14 protein-coding genes are annotated in these 16,539 nt (G+C 74.4%); 8 read left to right on the top strand and 6 right to left on the bottom strand.

What is annotated here, in order from left to right:
• Positions 1-303: 303 nt before the first annotated feature.
• From ACFVGS_RS18115 to ACFVGS_RS18105, 3 genes are all read left to right on the top strand, one after another.
• The gene (locus tag ACFVGS_RS18115) at positions 304-3,123 is read left to right on the top strand and encodes a SpoIIE family protein phosphatase (RefSeq protein WP_384422184.1); all 2,820 of its coding nucleotides are present in this window, start codon (positions 304-306) and stop codon (positions 3,121-3,123) included.
• Positions 3,124-3,191: 68 nt separating this feature from the next.
• Entirely contained in the window at positions 3,192-3,602 is a 411-nt protein-coding gene (locus ACFVGS_RS18110; protein ID WP_384422186.1) for a VOC family protein, read from the top strand.
• A 74-nt stretch (positions 3,603-3,676) separates the two neighbouring features.
• On the top strand, positions 3,677-4,261 hold the full coding sequence (locus ACFVGS_RS18105; protein WP_384422225.1) for a TetR/AcrR family transcriptional regulator: 585 nt from the start codon (positions 3,677-3,679) through the stop codon (positions 4,259-4,261).
• Positions 4,262-4,339: 78 nt separating this feature from the next.
• Here ACFVGS_RS18105 and ACFVGS_RS18100 read toward each other — a convergent pair whose 3' ends face one another.
• Both ACFVGS_RS18100 and ACFVGS_RS18095 read right to left on the bottom strand, forming a co-directional pair.
• Positions 4,340-5,608 (bottom strand): phosphoribosyltransferase family protein, encoded by a 1,269-nt coding sequence (locus ACFVGS_RS18100; RefSeq protein ID WP_385693022.1) that lies wholly within the window; start codon positions 5,606-5,608, stop codon positions 4,340-4,342.
• 46 nt (positions 5,609-5,654) lie between these two features.
• Positions 5,655-6,785: a CapA family protein gene (locus ACFVGS_RS18095; RefSeq protein WP_384422190.1), complete on the bottom strand. Its 1,131-nt coding sequence runs from the start codon at positions 6,783-6,785 to the stop codon at positions 5,655-5,657.
• Positions 6,786-6,930: 145 nt separating this feature from the next.
• On the opposite strand from ACFVGS_RS18095, the gene ACFVGS_RS18090 reads away from it, so the two are divergent.
• On the top strand, positions 6,931-8,304 hold the full coding sequence (locus ACFVGS_RS18090; RefSeq protein WP_385693021.1) for a serine hydrolase domain-containing protein: 1,374 nt from the start codon (positions 6,931-6,933) through the stop codon (positions 8,302-8,304).
• 13 nt (positions 8,305-8,317) lie between these two features.
• On the opposite strand, the gene ACFVGS_RS18085 is transcribed toward ACFVGS_RS18090, so the two are convergent.
• Entirely contained in the window at positions 8,318-9,172 is an 855-nt protein-coding gene (locus ACFVGS_RS18085) for a hypothetical protein (protein ID WP_385693020.1), read from the bottom strand.
• Positions 9,173-9,233: 61 nt separating this feature from the next.
• Between ACFVGS_RS18085 and ACFVGS_RS18080 the strand changes: the two genes are divergently transcribed.
• Positions 9,234-9,686, top strand: a complete 453-nt coding sequence (locus ACFVGS_RS18080) for a hypothetical protein (protein WP_384422196.1) — start codon at positions 9,234-9,236, stop codon at positions 9,684-9,686.
• Positions 9,687-9,702: 16 nt separating this feature from the next.
• Here ACFVGS_RS18080 and ACFVGS_RS18075 read toward each other — a convergent pair whose 3' ends face one another.
• Positions 9,703-10,302 (bottom strand): hypothetical protein, encoded by a 600-nt coding sequence (locus tag ACFVGS_RS18075; protein ID WP_385693019.1) that lies wholly within the window; start codon positions 10,300-10,302, stop codon positions 9,703-9,705.
• Between the two features lie 170 nt (positions 10,303-10,472).
• Between ACFVGS_RS18075 and ACFVGS_RS18070 the strand changes: the two genes are divergently transcribed.
• Positions 10,473-11,120, top strand: a complete 648-nt coding sequence (locus tag ACFVGS_RS18070; protein WP_385693018.1) for an NADPH-dependent F420 reductase — start codon at positions 10,473-10,475, stop codon at positions 11,118-11,120.
• Here the strand turns inward: ACFVGS_RS18070 and ACFVGS_RS18065 are convergent, their stop codons facing one another.
• Entirely contained in the window at positions 11,121-12,548 is a 1,428-nt protein-coding gene (locus ACFVGS_RS18065) for an aspartate ammonia-lyase (RefSeq protein ID WP_385693017.1), read from the bottom strand.
• A gap of 443 nt (positions 12,549-12,991) precedes the next feature.
• Positions 12,992-14,053, bottom strand: coding sequence for an asparaginase (locus ACFVGS_RS18060; protein ID WP_385693016.1), 1,062 nt, complete (start codon positions 14,051-14,053; stop codon positions 12,992-12,994).
• A 109-nt stretch (positions 14,054-14,162) separates the two neighbouring features.
• Between ACFVGS_RS18060 and ACFVGS_RS18055 the strand changes: the two genes are divergently transcribed.
• Complete coding sequence (locus tag ACFVGS_RS18055) at positions 14,163-14,618, top strand: Lrp/AsnC family transcriptional regulator (RefSeq protein ID WP_385693015.1); 456 nt, start codon at positions 14,163-14,165, stop codon at positions 14,616-14,618.
• A gap of 379 nt (positions 14,619-14,997) precedes the next feature.
• Positions 14,998-16,488, top strand: a complete 1,491-nt coding sequence (locus tag ACFVGS_RS18050; RefSeq protein ID WP_385693024.1) for a hydrolase — start codon at positions 14,998-15,000, stop codon at positions 16,486-16,488.
• Positions 16,489-16,539: the final 51 nt, after the last annotated feature.

Raw genomic sequence — 16,539 nt, 5'->3', positions numbered from 1 at the left:
GGGGGCGCCGCCCCCCCCCCCCGGGCCCCCCCCGGCCCTGGCCTCCGTCGCCGCCCTCTAGGTCGCCGCTCTGCACCTCCCAGCCGGCCCTGGCCTCCGTCGCCGCCCGCGCGTCCGCCGCTCTCAGCTCCCAGCCGGCCCGATCGGCTCTTCACAGGCCGCCGCACGCCTTCCCTGCCTTCCGGCCGGTCGCTCTCCGTGGCGGCAGGTCCGCTGCTCTGCGTCACCGTTCCCCTCGCGACTGCGCCGTGCGGACGCGCCCGCGTGCCCACCGTTTCCCCTGGGGGCGGCGCCGGGGGCAGCATGGAAGGAGGCCCCGGCGAGCAGGGCGGGAAGGAGCGCACCGTGACGCGACGCGCGGACCGGTCCCGTGGCGAGCCGCGGGGGCGGCCCACCGGGCTGCGGAGCGTAGCCGGGCAGGTCTTCACCCTGCAGGCGATCATCGCGCTGCTGCTCATCGCAGCGGCGGCGTTCGCGATCGTCCTCCAGGACCGCCACGACAGCGAGCGCAACGCCCGTAACCGTTCCCTGGCCGTCGCCGAGACCTTCGCCCACGCGCCCGGCATCGCCGAGGCCCTGAAGGCCGACGACCCGACGGCGGAACTGCAGCCGCGCGCCGAGGCGGCCCGGATCGGCTCCGGTGTGGACTTCATCGCCGTGCTCGCCCCGGACGGCGCCCGCTACACCGACTCCGATCCCTCCCTGATCGGCCAGCGGGCGAGGGGCGACATCGGCCGGGCGCGCGCCGGCGAGTCGTTCACCGAGATCTTCCACGGGGCTCCGAACGACGCGGTCCGCGCGGTCGTCCCGGTCCGGGACGACGACGGGACCGTGGTCGGCATGGTGACCAGCGGCATCGAGGTGGCGACGGTCGGCGAGACGGTGGAGTCCCGGCTGCCGCTGCTGTTCGCCGCCGCCGGGATCGCCCTGGGGCTGGCGCTGGGCGGCGCGGCTCTGGTGAGCGTGCGGCTGCGGCGGCAGACGCACGGTCTCGGTCCGGCCGAGATGACCCGGCTCAAGGAGCACCACGAGGCCGTGCTCCACTCCGTGAAGGAGGGCGTGCTCATCGTCGGGGGCGACGGGCGGCTGCTGCTCGCGAACGACGAGGCGCGCCGGCTCCTGAAGCTGCCGGAGGACGCCGAGCGGCGCCATGTCCGCGAACTGGGCCTGGAACCCCGTACCGCCGCGCTGCTGCTGTCCGGCCGGGCCGCGACGGACGAGGTGCACCTGGCCGGGGACCGGCTGCTCGCGGTGAACGTCCGGCCGACGGCCGACGGCGTGGCCGAAGGCGGCTGCGTGATGACCATGCGCGACACCACCGAGCTGGCCGCGCTGACCGGCCGGGCCGAGGTGGCGAGGGGCCGGCTGCGGCTGCTGTACGAGGCGGGCACCCGGATCGGCACGACGCTGGACGTCGTACGGACGGCGGAGGAGCTGTCGGAGGTGGCGGTGCCGCGGTTCGCCGACTTCGTGACGGTGGAGCTGCTCGACCCGGTGGTGCGGGGCGAGGAGCCGTCGGGCGCGTTCACGGAGATGCGGCGGACGGCGCTGAGCGGCGTCAGTCAGGAGACCCCGCTGCAGCCGGTCGGTGACCTGATCCGGTTCGTGGTGCCGACCACGCCGATGGCCTCGGCCCTGCAGGAGGGCCGGGCGGTGATCCAGCCGGACCTGGCCGCGGCGCAGGGCTGGCGGGCCCAGGACCCGGAGGGCGCGGCGCAGGCGCTCGCGTACGGGCTGCACTCGCTGCTGACGGTGCCGCTCCTCGCCCGCGGCGTGGTGCTGGGAATGGCGAACTTCTGGCGCGGCAAGAACACGCCGGAACCGTTCGGCGAGGACGACCTGTCGTTCGCGGAGGAGCTGGCGGCGCGCGCGGCGCTGGCGATCGACAACGCCCGCCGGTTCACCCGCGAGCACTCGATGGCGGTGGCGCTGCAGCGGAGTCTGCTGCCGCGGGTCCTGCCGGACCAGAGCGCGATGCAGGTCGCCTTCCGCTACCTGCCGGCGAAGGCGGGCGTGGGCGGCGACTGGTTCGACGTGATCCCGCTGCCGGGGGCCCGGGTGGCGCTGGTGGTCGGCGACGTGGTGGGGCACGGCCTGCACGCGGCGGCGACGATGGGCCGGCTGCGGACGGCGGTGGCGAACTTCTCCACGCTCGACGTGTCCCCGGACGAGCTGCTGAGCCATCTCGACGAGCTGATCGACCGGCTCGGCGAGGACATCGATCCGGGCCTGCAACGGGAGGGCGGCGCCGCCGAGGCGGAGCAGGGCGGCGCCGAGGGCTCGGCGGGCGCGACCTGTCTGTACGTCATCTACGACCCGACGACGGGCTCGTGCACGATGGCGAGCGCCGGGCATCCGGGGCCGGCCCTGGTGCGGCCGGACGGGACCGTGGAGTTCCCGGCGGTGCCCGCCGGCCTGCCGCTGGGTCTCGGCCTGGGCGACCGGCCGTTCGCCTCGGCGCGGCTGAAGCTGGAGCCGGACAGCAAGCTGGTGCTGTTCACGGACGGGCTCCTGGAGAGCCGGGAGCGGGACTACGACACCGGCATCACGCTGCTGCGCCAGGCCCTGGCGCGGCCCGCGCGGACCGCGGAGCAGACCTGTGCGGACGTGCTCGCGGCGCTGCTGTTCCCGGTGCCGTCGGACGACATCGCGCTGCTCGTGGCGAGCGCTCACCGCGTCCCGGCGGACCGGATCGCGGAGTGGGAGGTGCCCTCGGACCCGTCGGCGGTCGCTCCGGTACGGACGGCCGCGGCGGCGCGGATCGCCGAGTGGGGCCTGGAGGACGTCGGGTTCACGGCGGAGCTGGTGCTCAGCGAGCTGATCACCAACGCGATCCGCTACGGCCGCCCGCCGGTGCACGTACGGCTGGTGTACGACCGGGTGCTGATCTGCGAGGTGTCCGACGGCAGCAGCACCTCGCCGCACCTTCGGCACGCGACGGACACCGACGAGGGCGGCCGCGGGCTGTTCCTGGTGGCCCAGTTCGCCCAGCGCTGGGGCACCCGCTACGCCCGCCGCGGCAAGACCATCTGGGCCGAGCTCCCGGTCGCCCCGGACCGCCCGGGCGGCAACGGCGCGGGGCCGGTTCCCGACCTGGACGCCCTGGAGGACCTCGCCTGGTGATCCCCGCCCGGGGCTGTCGGGCGGCCGGACCGTAGGGTCGGGCCGGAACCGAGCCCCTTGGAGGAGCCATGACGAGCCCGGCGGGCACCGGCGCGCTGCACCACGTGGAGATCTGGGTGCCCGACATCGGCCGGGCCGTGGCCTCGTTCGGGCCGCTGCTCGAAGCGCTCGGCTACACGCCGTTCCAGAGCTGGGAGCGAGGGCGGAGCTGGCGGCTCGGCGCCACGTACCTGGTCTTCGAGGAGTCCCCGGCGCTGACCGCGGGCAGCCACGACCGGCTGCGCCCGGGCCTCAACCACCTGGCCTTCCACGTGGCGACCCGGCCGGAACTCGACCGGCTGGTCGGGGAGGCCGTACGGGCCGGCTGGCGGCTGCTGTTCGCCGACCGCCATCCGCACGCGGGCGGCGAGCAGAGCTGTGCCGGATACCTGGAGAACGCGGACGGGTTCGAGGTGGAGCTGGTCGCCTCGCGGTGGTGAGCCACTCCACCCGTAGTACTCTCCATGGAGTAATGACGGAGAGCGAGAAACGGCCGCGGACGGGAGTGATGACGGTGGCGCGCAGGAACCCCGAGCGCCGGGCGGCGCTCGTCGACGCCGCGATCGAGGTGCTCGCCCGCGAGGGCGCCCGGGGCCTCACCTTCCGCGCCGTGGACACCGAGGCGGCCGTCCCGCCCGGCACCGCGTCCAACTACTTCGCCAACCGCGACGACCTGCTCACCCAGGCGGGCGCCCGGGTCTACGAGCGGCTCCAGCCGGACGAGGAGACGATCGCCCGGCAGCGGGCGGCGAGCCCCGACCTGGAGACGTACACCCAGCTGATGCGGGAACTCGTGGGCCGCGTCAGCTCCTTCCGCACCGGCTACCTCGCCCTCCTGGAACTCCGCCTGGAGGCCACCCGCCGCCCGGAACTCCGCGCGGTCCTCACCGCCCGCGTCCGCGCCGACGTCGAGGCCAACGTCACCTACCACGAGGCCTCCGGCCTCCCGGGCGACGCGACCGCCGTCAAACTGCTGATCCTGGCCTTCAACTGGCTGATCGTCGAGCAGCTCACGCTGCCCGACGTCTTCCCGGAGGAGGAGCGGGACGCGCTGATCGCCGCCGCGGTGGACCGGATCGTCGGCGGATCACCCGCGTAACCGCCGCACCGCCGTCACCGCACACCGCCGCCGCGGCACCCTCTTCGCCGGCACGCCTCCGCGCGGACGGACCGCCGCTCAGAGCCGGTCGGCGAACCAGGCCGCCGCCAGCGTGCCCACCCCGGCCAGGGCGCCGGGCTCCTCGAACAGATGGCCGGCACCGGGAATGGTGACGAGCTGGTGCTCGCAGCGCAGCATGCGCTCCGCGCGGTGGTTGAGGTCGAGGACCAGGGAGTCGGCGCCGCCGACGATCAGCAGGGTGGGCGCGGTGACGTCGGGCAGGCGTTCCTCCGCCAGGTCGGGGCGGCCGCCGCGCGAGACGACGGCGCCGACGGTGCTGCCGGGCTCGGCCGCGGCCCACAGCGCCGCCGCCGCGCCGGTGGAGGCGCCGAAGTAGCCGGGGCGGAGCTCCTTGGTGTCGGGCCGGCCGGCGAGCCAGTCGGTGGCCCGGGTCAGGCGCTCGGCGAGCAGGGGCGTGTCGAAGACGTTGGCGCGGTCGGCCGCCTCGGTATCGGTCAGCAGGTCGAAGAGGAGTGTGCCGAGCCCGGCCCGGTGGAGGGTCTCGGCGACCGCGCGGTTGCGCGGGCTGTGCCGGCTGCTTCCGCTGCCGTGGGCGAAGAGCACCACGCCGGTGGCGCCGTCCGGCACGGTCAGCCGCCCGCCGGCCTCGGGTCCGCCGAGCGGGACGCGCACCTCGGTGTCCACGCCGGCCTCGCCGCGCCGCAGCCGCAGCGCGGCGACGACCTCCTCGTCCGGGGTCTGCGAGAAGTCCTGGTAGAACTGCCCGATCGCGTAGAAGCCGTCGGGCTCGCGCACGCAGTACGTCTCCTCGGCCGCATCGCCGACGCGGGTCCTCCAGCCGCGTGGCGCGACCGGTACCGCGAGCACGATCCGGCCCGCGCCCCGGGCCCGTACCACCTGGCACGCGGCCAGCGCGGTCGCCCCGGTCGCGAAGCCGTCGTCGACGACGACGGCGGTGCGGCCGGTGATGTCGGCCGGTTCGCGGGCGCCCCGGTAGCGGCGGGCCCGCTCCTCCAGGACGGCCCGCTCGCGCCGTTCGACCTCGGCGAGGTCGCGCTCCGAGACCCCGCCCCGGGCGATGACCTCCTCGTTGAGGACCCGCACGCCGTCCTCGCCGATCGCGCCCATGGCGAGCTCGGGCTGGTACGGCACGCCCAGCTTCCGGACCAGGCAGATGTCGAGCGGCGCGCCGAGCGCGTCGGCGACCTCGGCGGCGACGGGCACCCCGCCGCGCGGCAGCCCCAGGACCACCGGGTCCTGTCCTCCGAGGTCCCCCAGCAGCGCGGCGAGCTGCCTGCCCGCGTCGGTGCGGTCGGTGAAGTACATGTCCGCTCGCCTTCCTGCCCGTCCGCGCGTCGGCCTGCCGGGCCGGTCACACGGGCGTGGCCGTCAGGGCCGGTCCGCCGGGCTCCCCGGCGGGAGCGGGGTCGATCCGCATCCCGTACGGGCGGCTGATCCGGCCGAGCACGTCGTGGAGCCATCGCACGTCCTGCTCCGGGGCCCGCTCCAGGCGCAGCCGGCGGCTGCGCAGCGGCACGAGCCGCACCCGCGCCAGGCTGCCGTCCGCGTCGTGGACGGAGACGAGGTGGAGGAGCCGTAGGTCGTCGCGGTAGCGCTCCTGTCCTGTGATGCCCTCGTAGTCGTTGACGAGATCGCCGCAGCCGTGCAGGACGAGCCTGCCGCGGTACGTCTCGAGCGGCCGCGGGTGGTGCGAGGAGTGCCCGTGCACGATGTCGGCGCCCGCGTCGACGAGGGCATGACCGAAGGAGACTTCGGCGCGGGCGGGGGCGTAACCCCAGTTGGATCCCCAGTGGACGGAGACCACCACGAGGTCGCCGGGGCGCCGGGCCGCGCGCAGCCGGGCGATGAGCCGGGCCGCGGCCGGGTCGGCGGGGCCGGTCGCGTGGTGGACGCCGCCGCGCCGGGCGGTGGCGGCCCAGTCGCGGGGCACGCCGCTGGACTCCAGGCCGAGCGCGTGGACGACGAGCCGTCGGCCGCCGGGCAGCGGGACGACCGCCGGCCGCCGGGCCTCCTCGGCGTCCCGGCCCGCCCCGGCGGTGCGCAGCCCGGCGCCGGCGAGGGCGTCGAGGGTGTCGTCGAGTCCGCGCCTGCCGTAGTCGAGGACGTGGTTGTTGGCGAGGACGACGACGTCGGGGCGTACGACGGTCAGCGCGGGCAGGTTCGCCGGATCCATGCGGTAGTGGACGGCCTTGCCGGGCGCGGGTACGTCGTTCCGGGTGACGGCGGTCTCCAGGTTGACCACGCGGGCGGCGGGCCCGGCCGCGTCGAGAAGGTCGAGCGCCTCGCCCCAGGGGTAGGCGGGCGCGGCGGGCCGGGGCACGGGCCCGGAGACGGCCTCGGCGAGCGTCACGTAGTCCCGCGCGTCGCGCACGTACCGCTCGGGCAGCGCCGGGTCGAGGGGATGGGGAAGGATCTGGTCGACTCCCCGGCCCAGCATCACGTCGCCGCAGAGGAACAGTCCGGTCAGGCCGCCGCCGCCCATACACCCAGGCTAGTCCCCCGGACGTCATGCGTTCCGATGATCGAGATCGTTCCGGGGACGGACGCGGGGCGCGGGCGGGCCCGGCGAGGATGGTCGGTCCGCGCACGCATCGTGCGCGGACGACCGACGGAGGGGGACTTCCTTCATGCGCTCCACGCGCTCCTCGCGCACCACCCGTGCGACCCGCTTAACCGCCCCGCCCCTGGCCCGCACCACGGCCGTGCTCGCGACCGCCCTGCTCGCCCTGTCCGTGGGGGTGCTGCCGGCCCAGGCCGCCGACGCCGCGGGGGCGCCGGCGGCCCCGACGGCGGCAGTCCACCGGCTGCCGGCCCTCGACCGGGCGGCCCTGCGCAGCTCGCTCGACGCCTTCCACGCCGCCGGCATGTACGGCGCGTTCTCGGCGGTTCGGGACGGCTCCGAGCAGTGGCGGGGCGCCACCGGCGTCGCCGACCCGGCCACCGGGCGGCCCATGGCCCCGGACCTCGAGCACCGGGTCGGCAGCATCACCAAGAGCTTCACCGCCGTCGCGATCCTGCAGCAGGTGGAGCGCGGCCGGATCGACCTGGACGCGCCCGTCGGCCGCTACGTCCCGGACCTCGTGCCCGGCGAGCGCGGCCAGCAGGTGACGGTCCGGATGCTGCTCAACCACACCAGCGGCATCGCCGACTACGTCCTGTCCGCCTTCCCCGGGCTCCTGGAGAACCCGGGCCGGACGCTGGACGGGAACCGGCTGCGGCACATCGCGCCGGAGGAGCTCGTGCGCCTCGGCCTCGCCGCCCCGCCGGTGCAGGAGCGCGGGAAGTTCGCCTACGCCAACACCAACTACGTCCTCGCGGGACTGATCCTGGAGCGGGTCACGGGCCAGGACCCGGAGGCGTACATCACCCGCCACGTCATCCGCAGGGCCGGCCTGCGCCACACCTACTTCCCGGCCGCGCCGTCCCTGAAGGGCCCGCACGCGGGGATGTACGAGTCCTTCTTCGGCCTCATCGACCCGCCGCGCGACTACAGCACGTACGACATGTCGTGGGCGAGCACGGCCGGCGCGCTGGTGTCGACGACGAACGACCTCAACGTCTTCTACCGCAAGCTGCTCACCGGGAAGCTGCTCGGCCCGGCGGCGCTGCGCGCGATGAAGACGACGGTCCCGGCGTACGAGACGGCGCCCGGCGAGGAGGCCGCGATGCGCTACGGCCTCGGCCTGTACACCCTGAAGATGCCGAGCGGCGGCTGGTACTGGGGCCACGACGGCGCGGTGTTCGGCGCGGGCACCTGGTCGCTCGCCACGGAGGACGGCCGCCGCCAGATGTCCGTCGCCTACAACCTGATGAAGTACCAGCGCCTCGACGAGCAGGGCCGGCCGCTGCCGGAGCCGATCACCCCGGCCCTGTACGCCTTCGTGGACGGCGCCCTGAGCGGCGGCGCCCCGGCGGACGGGCAGCGCCCGCGCTCCGCCGCACCGAGCACCGCCGGGCTCCCGCCGCTGGTCGACCGGCTGCCCGTGGCCCGGGGGCGCTGAGCTTCCGGGCGCCTCAGCGGAAGGCGGGGAGGGCGAGGGCGATCGTGCCCCAGCCGACGAGACCGGTGATCGCCACGAGGATCAACGGCAGGGCCAGCCAGGCGAGAACGGCCCCCAGGCTCTTGCACGCGACCACGCGCGCGGGGTGCCGGGGGTGGTAGGCGACGTGGTACGCGTCGCCCCGTAGGCCGCTTGTGCCGGGAGCCTGGCGGAGCCTGCCGTCGGTGGCGGTGTAACCGAAGGCCACCTGGCCGTGGATGAGGACGGGCCGCGCCTCCACCGTGATGCCGTGGCGGGGCAGGTACCACTCGTTCCACAGGATCGCCGCCGCGCGGACCGCCAGCCGGCCGATCGCCAGGCCGGTGCCGCCGAGCAGCAGCACCGCGAGCGCGCGGCTCACCCGGTCCCCGGCGCTCACCACGCCCGCGGCGAGGGCGACGAGCCCCAGGCCGACCGCGGCCATCGCGCCGCGGATGACGATCTCGGCCGGCTGTCGCGGCTCCGCGTCCTCCTCGGCGTCCACCTCCGGGCCGGCGTCCGCGTCGGCCCGGGGCGTGACCGTCACGAGCGCCGAGCCGTCCACCGGCTCCTCGTCGGTGGGGCGTTCGGGCAGCGAGCCGTTCACCGCCTCCGCGAAGACGACGGCCGAGGCCCGGCTCACGCCCTCGATCCGGTACAGGGCCGACTCGGTCCCGGCCGGGGCCGTCAGCTCCACGGCCACCATCCGTCCGTTCGCGTGCACGTGCGCGACGGCGGCGAAGGGGATGCGGACCTCTTCGTGGGGGCGACGCAGGAGCAGTCCGCCGCTGTCGGCGCGGAGTTCGGCACCGTCACCCAGGAGGACGGGTATGGACGAGATGATCGGCATGCGCGTGATCGTAAGGGGCGGGGGTTCCCCCGAGGTACCCCGAAGACGTACGGTCACCGCTGTGGACATGGTCATCCTGGTGCTCAGCGTGTTCGTCCTGGCGGGCGGCGGCCTTTTCCTCTTCGGCCTCCTGTGGCTCAGCGGCGAGCGGAGCGAGCTCCGTGCGATGACGGAACTGGCGGAGACGGGCGTCGAGGTCCGCGCGGCCCTGGTCGCACTGCAGCCCCTGGTCCGCACCGACACGCTGCGCGCTCACTACGAGTATCCGGCGGCGGACGGCTCACGGGCCCGGCACACCACGGGCGTCAGCCCCAACCCCCTGTACCGCGTGGGCGAGACGTACTCGCTGGTGCGGCTGCCGCGCGTGGCGAAGAAGGTCCACATGGGCACGATGGCCGCGGTGCGCAAGGAGCGCGCGGACCGCGAGAGGTACGTTCGCCAGGCCGTGTGGCTGGTGATCGCGGGCTTCACGGCGTGCGCCACGGCCGTGACGGGCCTCGTCCTCGTCCCTTGACCCCGCTCGTCGGCGCTCAACGGCCCACCCGGGCGGCGCGGCGGATGGTGGCGTCCACCAGGGCGAGCGCTTCGGCCGCGGTGCGGCCCGGGGCGCGGTTCCAGGGGCCGACGAGCTCGGTCCAGCCGCGTGAGCGGAGCTCTTCGAGCATCCACGCCCCCGCCTCGTTCATGGTGGCCGCGCTGCCGTAGCCGAGGCGGTGGGCGGCGAGCATGGCCCCGCACACGCAGCGTGCGCCGCGGGCGTCGCGGAGCCTGTACGGGGTGTTCTGCCAGCCCCACTCGGTCAGGACGCGCCGGGCGTGCGCGAGGTGGACCGAGGGGCGCACGTCGGGGCTGCCGATGCGTCGCCAGACGTGCAGCCGGTCGGGCAGGATCGCGCCGAGACGTCCGGGGAGCGGCCGTTCGGCGGGCTGGGGGGCGGGGAGGGCGTCGAGGGCGTCCGCGACGAGCCGGTCCACGGGGACGGACAGCAGTCGCCGCCAGTCGGCGGCCTCCTCCCGTACCGGCAGGGCCTCGGCCCACCGGGCGACGATCTCCCGCCAGGCCGCGGTCTCCAGCAGGGCGGCCGCTTCGCGGTCGAGCGCGTCGGGGGTGGTGGCTGCTGCGGTGGTCATGCGGGCGACTCCACGACTCGATTGTTCCCACTTCGGTAGGAATGTCGGCCTTGTCGGGCGCGCACTTGAGTCGTACGCGCCTCCGCGGCCCCGCGAGGGTTTACGGTCGCCCCTGGGAGTCCCCCACGCCACGGTCCCGGTTGCTCGACCCCACGAAGGAGTGCACGCGCATGAAGATCGCCGTACTCGGCACCGGAGAGGTCGGCCGACGGCTCGGGAGCAAGCTGGTCTCGCTCGGCCACGAGGTGATCCTCGGGTCCAGGTCCGCGGATCACGCGGGCGCGACGGCCTGGGCCGCGGAGCACCAGGCGGCGCACGGCACCTTCGCCGATGCCGCGTCCGGCGCCGAGCTGGTGGTGAACGCGACCGGCGGGCTGGTGTCGCTGGCCGCGCTGCAGGCGGCGGGGGCGGAGAACCTGGAGGGCAAGGTCCTGGTCGACGTCTCGAACGCGCTCGACTTCTCGCAGGGCATGCCGCCGAAGGTGGTGACGCCGGAGGGCGGCAGCATGGCCGAGCAGATCCAGCGGACGTTCCCCGGCGCACGGGTGGTGAAGACGCTCAACACCATGACGAACACCGTGATGGTGGACCCGGGCCGTGTCCCGGGCGAGCACGTCGTGTTCGTCTGCGGCGACGACGACGAGGCCAAGGCCGTCGTCACCGGACTGCTGCGGTCCTTCGGCTGGCCGGACGAGCGGATCCTGGACCTGGGCGACCTGACGGGGGCCCGGGCGACCGAGCTGCTGCTGCCGCTGTGGCTGCGGCTGATGGGGACCTTCGGCACCGCGGAGTTCAACTTCGCGGTGCCGAAGGCCTGATCAGGCGTTCAGCGGCCCGGCCGCCATGCCCGTGAGGCGCGCGGGGGTGAGCAGCTCGGCGAGCCGCTCGGGCGGGAGGAGGCCCTTCTCCAGGGTGAGCTCGGCGACCGAGCGGCCGGTGGCGAGGGCCTCCTGCGCGATGGCGGTGGCGGCCGTGTAGCCGAGGTGCGGGTTGAGGGCGGTGGCGAGACCGATCGAGTTCTCGACGCTCGCGCGCATGGCCTCGGTGTTGGCGGTGATGCCGGTGACACAGCGCTCGGCGAGCGTGAGGCAGGCGGCCCGCAGCGAGGTGATGCTCTTCGACAGGGCGTGGAAGATGACCGGCTCGAAGGCGTTGAGCTGGAGCTGCCCGCCCTCGGCCGCCATCGTGATGGTCATGTCGTTGCCGATGACCTCGAAGGCCACCTGGTTGACGACCTCCGGGATGACCGGGTTGACCTTGCCGGGCATGATGCTCGAACCGGCCTGCACGGGCGGCAGGTTGATCTCGCCGAAGCCGGCGCGCGGCCCGGAGGACAGCAGCCGCAGGTCGTTGCAGGTCTTGGAGAGCTTGACGGCGATCCGCTTGAGGACGCCGGACAGCTGGACGAACGCGCCGCAGTCCTGGGTGGCCTCGACCAGGTTGACGGAGGTGACCAGGGGCAGGCCGGTGATGTCGGCGAGGTGGCGGCGCGCGGTCTCGGCGTAGCCGGGAGCGGCGTTGAGCCCGGTGCCGATGGCGGTGGCGCCGAGGTTGATCTCGTGGATCAGCTCGATCGCCTCGGCGAGTCGCCCACGGTCCTCCTCCAGCATCACGGCGTACGTGGAGAACTCCTGGCCCAGCGTCATGGGCACCGCGTCCTGGAGCTGGGTGCGGCCCATCTTGACGACCTCGGAGAACGCGACGGCCTTCTCCGCGAAGGCGTCCTGCAGCACGGCCATGGCGCGCAGCAGCTCGCGGGCGGCACCGATGGCGGCGATGCGGATGGCGGTCGGGTAGACGTCGTTCGTGGACTGGCCGAGGTTGACGTCCTCGTTGGGGTGGAGCAGGTGGTACTCGCCCTTGCCGTGGCCGAGGAGTTCGAGGGCGCGGTTGGCGACGACCTCGTTGGCGTTCATGTTGGTCGAGGTGCCGGCGCCGCCCTGGACGACGTCCACGACGAACTCGCCGTGCAGCGCGCCGCCGCGGATCTCGCGGCAGGCCGCGACGATCGCTCCGGCCTTGTCGGCGGGGAGCAGGCCGAGCTCCTCGTTGGCGAGGGCGGCGGCCTCCTTGACGGCGGCGAGCGCCTCGACGAGCTTCGGGTAGACGGAGATCGGGGTGCCGGTGATGGCGAAGTTCTCCGTGGCCCGCAGGGTGTGGACACCCCAGTAGGCCTCGGCGGGGACGTCGCGGTCGCCGAGCAGGTCGTGCTCGCGGCGGACGTTCTTCTGCTGTGCGGGGATCACGGTGACGGATGCCTTACGCGTTGGGGAGGGACGGCGGAGGACAAGAAGGAAAAAGGGGGACGCCACCCGGCAACGGGGGCAGGATCCGGGCGCCGGAGGCCGAGACGGGAGGGCACTTGGCCGCGGCGGCAGGGTGCGGCGTCCGGGCGGCTGCGGCCCCGGCGGCCGACGACGGCGGCGGAGGGGTCCGGAGACCGGGCAGACCCAAGGCCGACGACGGCGGCGGAGGGGGCGAGGCCGGGCGGGGCGGGGGTGCGGTGCGGTTGTGGGGTGCGGGTTTCCGGACGCGGCGGCGCCCGCCACGAACGAAGCCCGTCGGCGTGCGCGGTCCGGCCGCACGGGCACCCCCACCTCCGCAGAGACCCCGGACCCCGCACCGCCCACGGGTGTGAGGGTGCGGCGCCCACGGCGTTCAGCTCCGGGAACCCGCCGGCTCCGGCGCGTCAGTGCGCGACGGCGAGCGCGGGCTCGGCGCGGACCGGTCCTTCGAGGAGGGTGCGCAGAAGCTGGTTGCGGCGCTCCGGCGAGCCGCTCTCGGCAAGGAGGCCGGCGAGCAGCGCCATCCGCGCCTGGCCGGGGCGCAGCGTGCCGGCCAGCACGGCGCCGGCGGCGGCCAGGTCGACCGCGCCGCCGCCCGTGTAGACCTCGGCGACCGGGCCGGAGGACACGCGGGTGGACAGGACGACGTGCACGCCGTCCTCGACGGCGCGGGCGACGGCCTCGGCTATCTCGGGCGTGGCGTTGCCCGCGCCGGTGCCGACGAGGACGATGCCTCGGGCGCCGGCCGCGACGGCCGCCTCGAAGAGGACCGGGTCGTTGTCGGAGTGGTGCATGACGATGTCGACGCGCGGCACGCGCCGCCCGCCGGCGCTCGCGTCGGTCGCGGCCGCGGGCAGCGCCAGCGGCGCGGGCCGCTCGGGCTCGCGCTCGATGTCGACCTGCCCGAAGCCGAGCCGGCCGACGCGCCGGCCGGAGGGGTCGGCGAAGGGGTCGGAGTCGAGCGTCTTGGTCTTGACCGTGCCACGGGCGGCGTGGACGAGGCCGTCGAAGACGACGAGGACGCCGAGGCCGCGGACGGTGGCGGCGACCTGGAGGGCGTCGTAGAGGTTGCCGGGCCCGTCGCCGTCCCCGGTGCCGAAGGGCCGCTGGGCCCCGGTGAAGACCACCGGGCGGGGGTCGGAGTGGTGCAGGTCCAGGAAGAAGGCCGACTCCTCGAGGGTGTCGGTGCCGTGGGTGACGACGATGCCGTCGACGTCCGGGTCGGCGAGGGTCTCGTGGACGGCGCGCAGCAGGGCGAGCTGGCGGTCGGTGGTCATCCGGGAGCTGTTGACGTTGAAGAGGTCGAGGACCTCGACGTCGACGTTGTCCGGGACCGCGGCGGTGGCCACGACGTCGTCGCCCGAGGCGTCGGCGGCGTATCCGCTGCCGGTCCAGCGGCTGGCGATGGTGCCGCCGGTGCTGATGACCACGATGCGGCGCGGCCGGGCGTCGCGCGTCCACTTCATGATGGTGCTGTCCTTCCCTGGGGTGCGCGGCAACCATAGGCCAATCGTCACGCAACGCGATTGCCAATCCAGCCCGGGGAGCGAGTGGAGTGTGGTGGATAATTGCGCCATGGACCGAATCGATCTCCACATCTTGCGCGAGCTCCAGGCCGACGGCCGGCTGAGCAACCAGGAGCTCGCCCAGCGGGTGGGCCTGAGCCCGTCCCCCTGCCTGCGGCGGGTCCGGCAGCTGGAGCAGGACGGGGTGATCCAGGGCTATCGCGCGGTCATCGATCCGGAGGCGGTGGGCCGCGGCTTCGAGGTGCTGGTGTCGGTGGAGGTGAAACGGGACCGTGAGACGGTGGAGGCCTTCGAGGCGGCCCTTCAGGACATCCCGGACGTGATCGAGGCGTACCGCCTCTTCGGCAGCCCCGGCTGCCTGCTGCGGATCGCGGTCGCCGACCTCTCGGCGTACGAGCGGCTGTGGATCGAGCGGCTGACCACCCTGACCGGCGTCACGGAGGTCAACTCGCAGATCATCATGAAGCGCGTGAAGGAGCCGCGCGGCCTGCCGGTCGACCGCTGACCGGCGACCCCAAGGCCGCGGCCCGGCCACCGCACGACCGCCGCCCGGTCACCGCCGGACCGCTGCCCGCACCACCCCGGCCGACCACCACCCGACCCCCCGCCCGCCATCGCTCGACCGCCACCCGTCGACCACCCCCGGCCGGCCGACCCCCGCCCGACCCCAGCCGGCCCCCCGCTCACCCCCTGAACCTCCGTCATTCGAGGGCATTCGCACGGAGGAAGGCGTTCCGTCGACGCTATTTGGTCATGTACGGTTCAACAGCACGTGCGGAGGACGACCGGTTCCCGATGTTCTACGCGCGCAGAGTTGGCACCCGCACCCGCCTTCCCCTCACCCCTCATCCCTCACGGAGGTCCGACGGATGCCCGGACTACGGATGCCCGGACTCGCGGAGTCCCGCCGCCGCTTCGCCGCCCTGACCGCACTCGGCGCCCTCGTCGCCGCCGCGCCCGCGCTCGTCACCCCCGCGGCCGCCGCCCCGTTCACCCAGGCCGCGCCGGCCGCCGGGACCACGGAGACCGCGGCGGCCGCGGCGGCCACGCCGCTCCGCGTGCTCTTCGACAACTCCAAGGCGGAGACCGCCGGGAACGCCGACTGGATCATCGGGACCGGCCAGCCGGATCCGCTCACCCAGGACCCCACGCCCACGGTCGAGACCGACTGGACCGGGGCCATCTCGGCCTGGGGCGTCGCCCTGCAGAAGACGGGTCGCTACTCGCTCAGGACACTGCCCTCCGGCGGCACGATCACCTACGGCACCACCGCCGCCACCGATCTGCAGAACTTCGACACCTTCGTGCTGCCCGAGCCGAACGTGCGGCTGAGCCCGAGCGAAAAGACCGCAATTATGCGGTTCGTCCAGAACGGCGGCGGCCTCTTCCTCGTCTCCGACCACACCGGAGCCGACCGCAACAACGACGGCTGGGACGCGGTCGAGGTCATCAACGACCTGATGTCCGACAACGGCGTCGACGACACCGACCCCTTCGGCTTCACCGTCGACACCGGCACCGTCCAGACCGACAACCCCCGCGCGATCGCCGACACCACCGACCCGGTCCTCAACGGCTCCTTCGGCAGGGTGACCGGCAGCATCATCCGCAGCGGCACCACCGTGACCCTGAAGCCCGCCGCCAACCCGGCGGTCAAGGGCCTGGTCTACCGCACCGGCCAATCCGGCACGACCGGCGCCTTCTTCGCGACCAGCGCCTTCGGCGCCGGCCGCGTCGCCGTATGGGGCGACAGTTCGCCGGTCGACGACGGCACCGGCCAGTCCGGCAACACGCTGTACGACGGCTGGAACGATTCCGCGGGCACCAACGCGGCGCTCGCCCTCAACGCCACCGACTGGCTCTCCGGCGCGACGAGCAGCGGCGGAGGCGGTGGCGGCACCTGCACCGCGGGCCAGCTGCTCGCCAACCCCGGCTTCGAGTCGGGGAACACCTCCTGGACCGCGACCTCGGGCGTCATCACCGACGACAGCGGGCGCCCGGCCCGCACCGGTTCGTACAAGGCCTGGCTGAACGGTTACGGCTCCGCCCACACCGACACGCTCGCGCAGACGGTGACGATCCCGGCGGGCTGCACGACCGCCTCCCTCGTCTTCCACACCCGCATCGACACCGCCGAGACCACCACGACCACCGCGTACGACACGCTCAGGGTCCAGGTCCTCGACAGCGCCGGCAGCGTGCTGTCGACGCTCGCGACCTACTCCAACCTCAACGCGTCGAGCGGCTACGTCCAGCGGAGCTTCAGCCTCGCCGCGTACGCCGGCCGGACCGTGACGGTGAAGTTCACCGGCACCGAGGGCTCCCAGCTCCAGACCTCCTTCGTGATCGACGACACCTCCCTCACCGTGGGCTGACCGCCCGACTCCCTCCCCCCGCACACCCCCGTGCCGCACCGCCCGTCGGTC

The organism is Streptomyces sp. NPDC127114 (assembly GCF_042677525.1).
Classification (GTDB): Bacteria; Actinomycetota; Actinomycetes; order Streptomycetales; family Streptomycetaceae; genus Streptomyces.
Note: the sequence above shows the minus strand (reverse complement) of the source record. Positions and strands in the feature narration are given on the sequence as shown.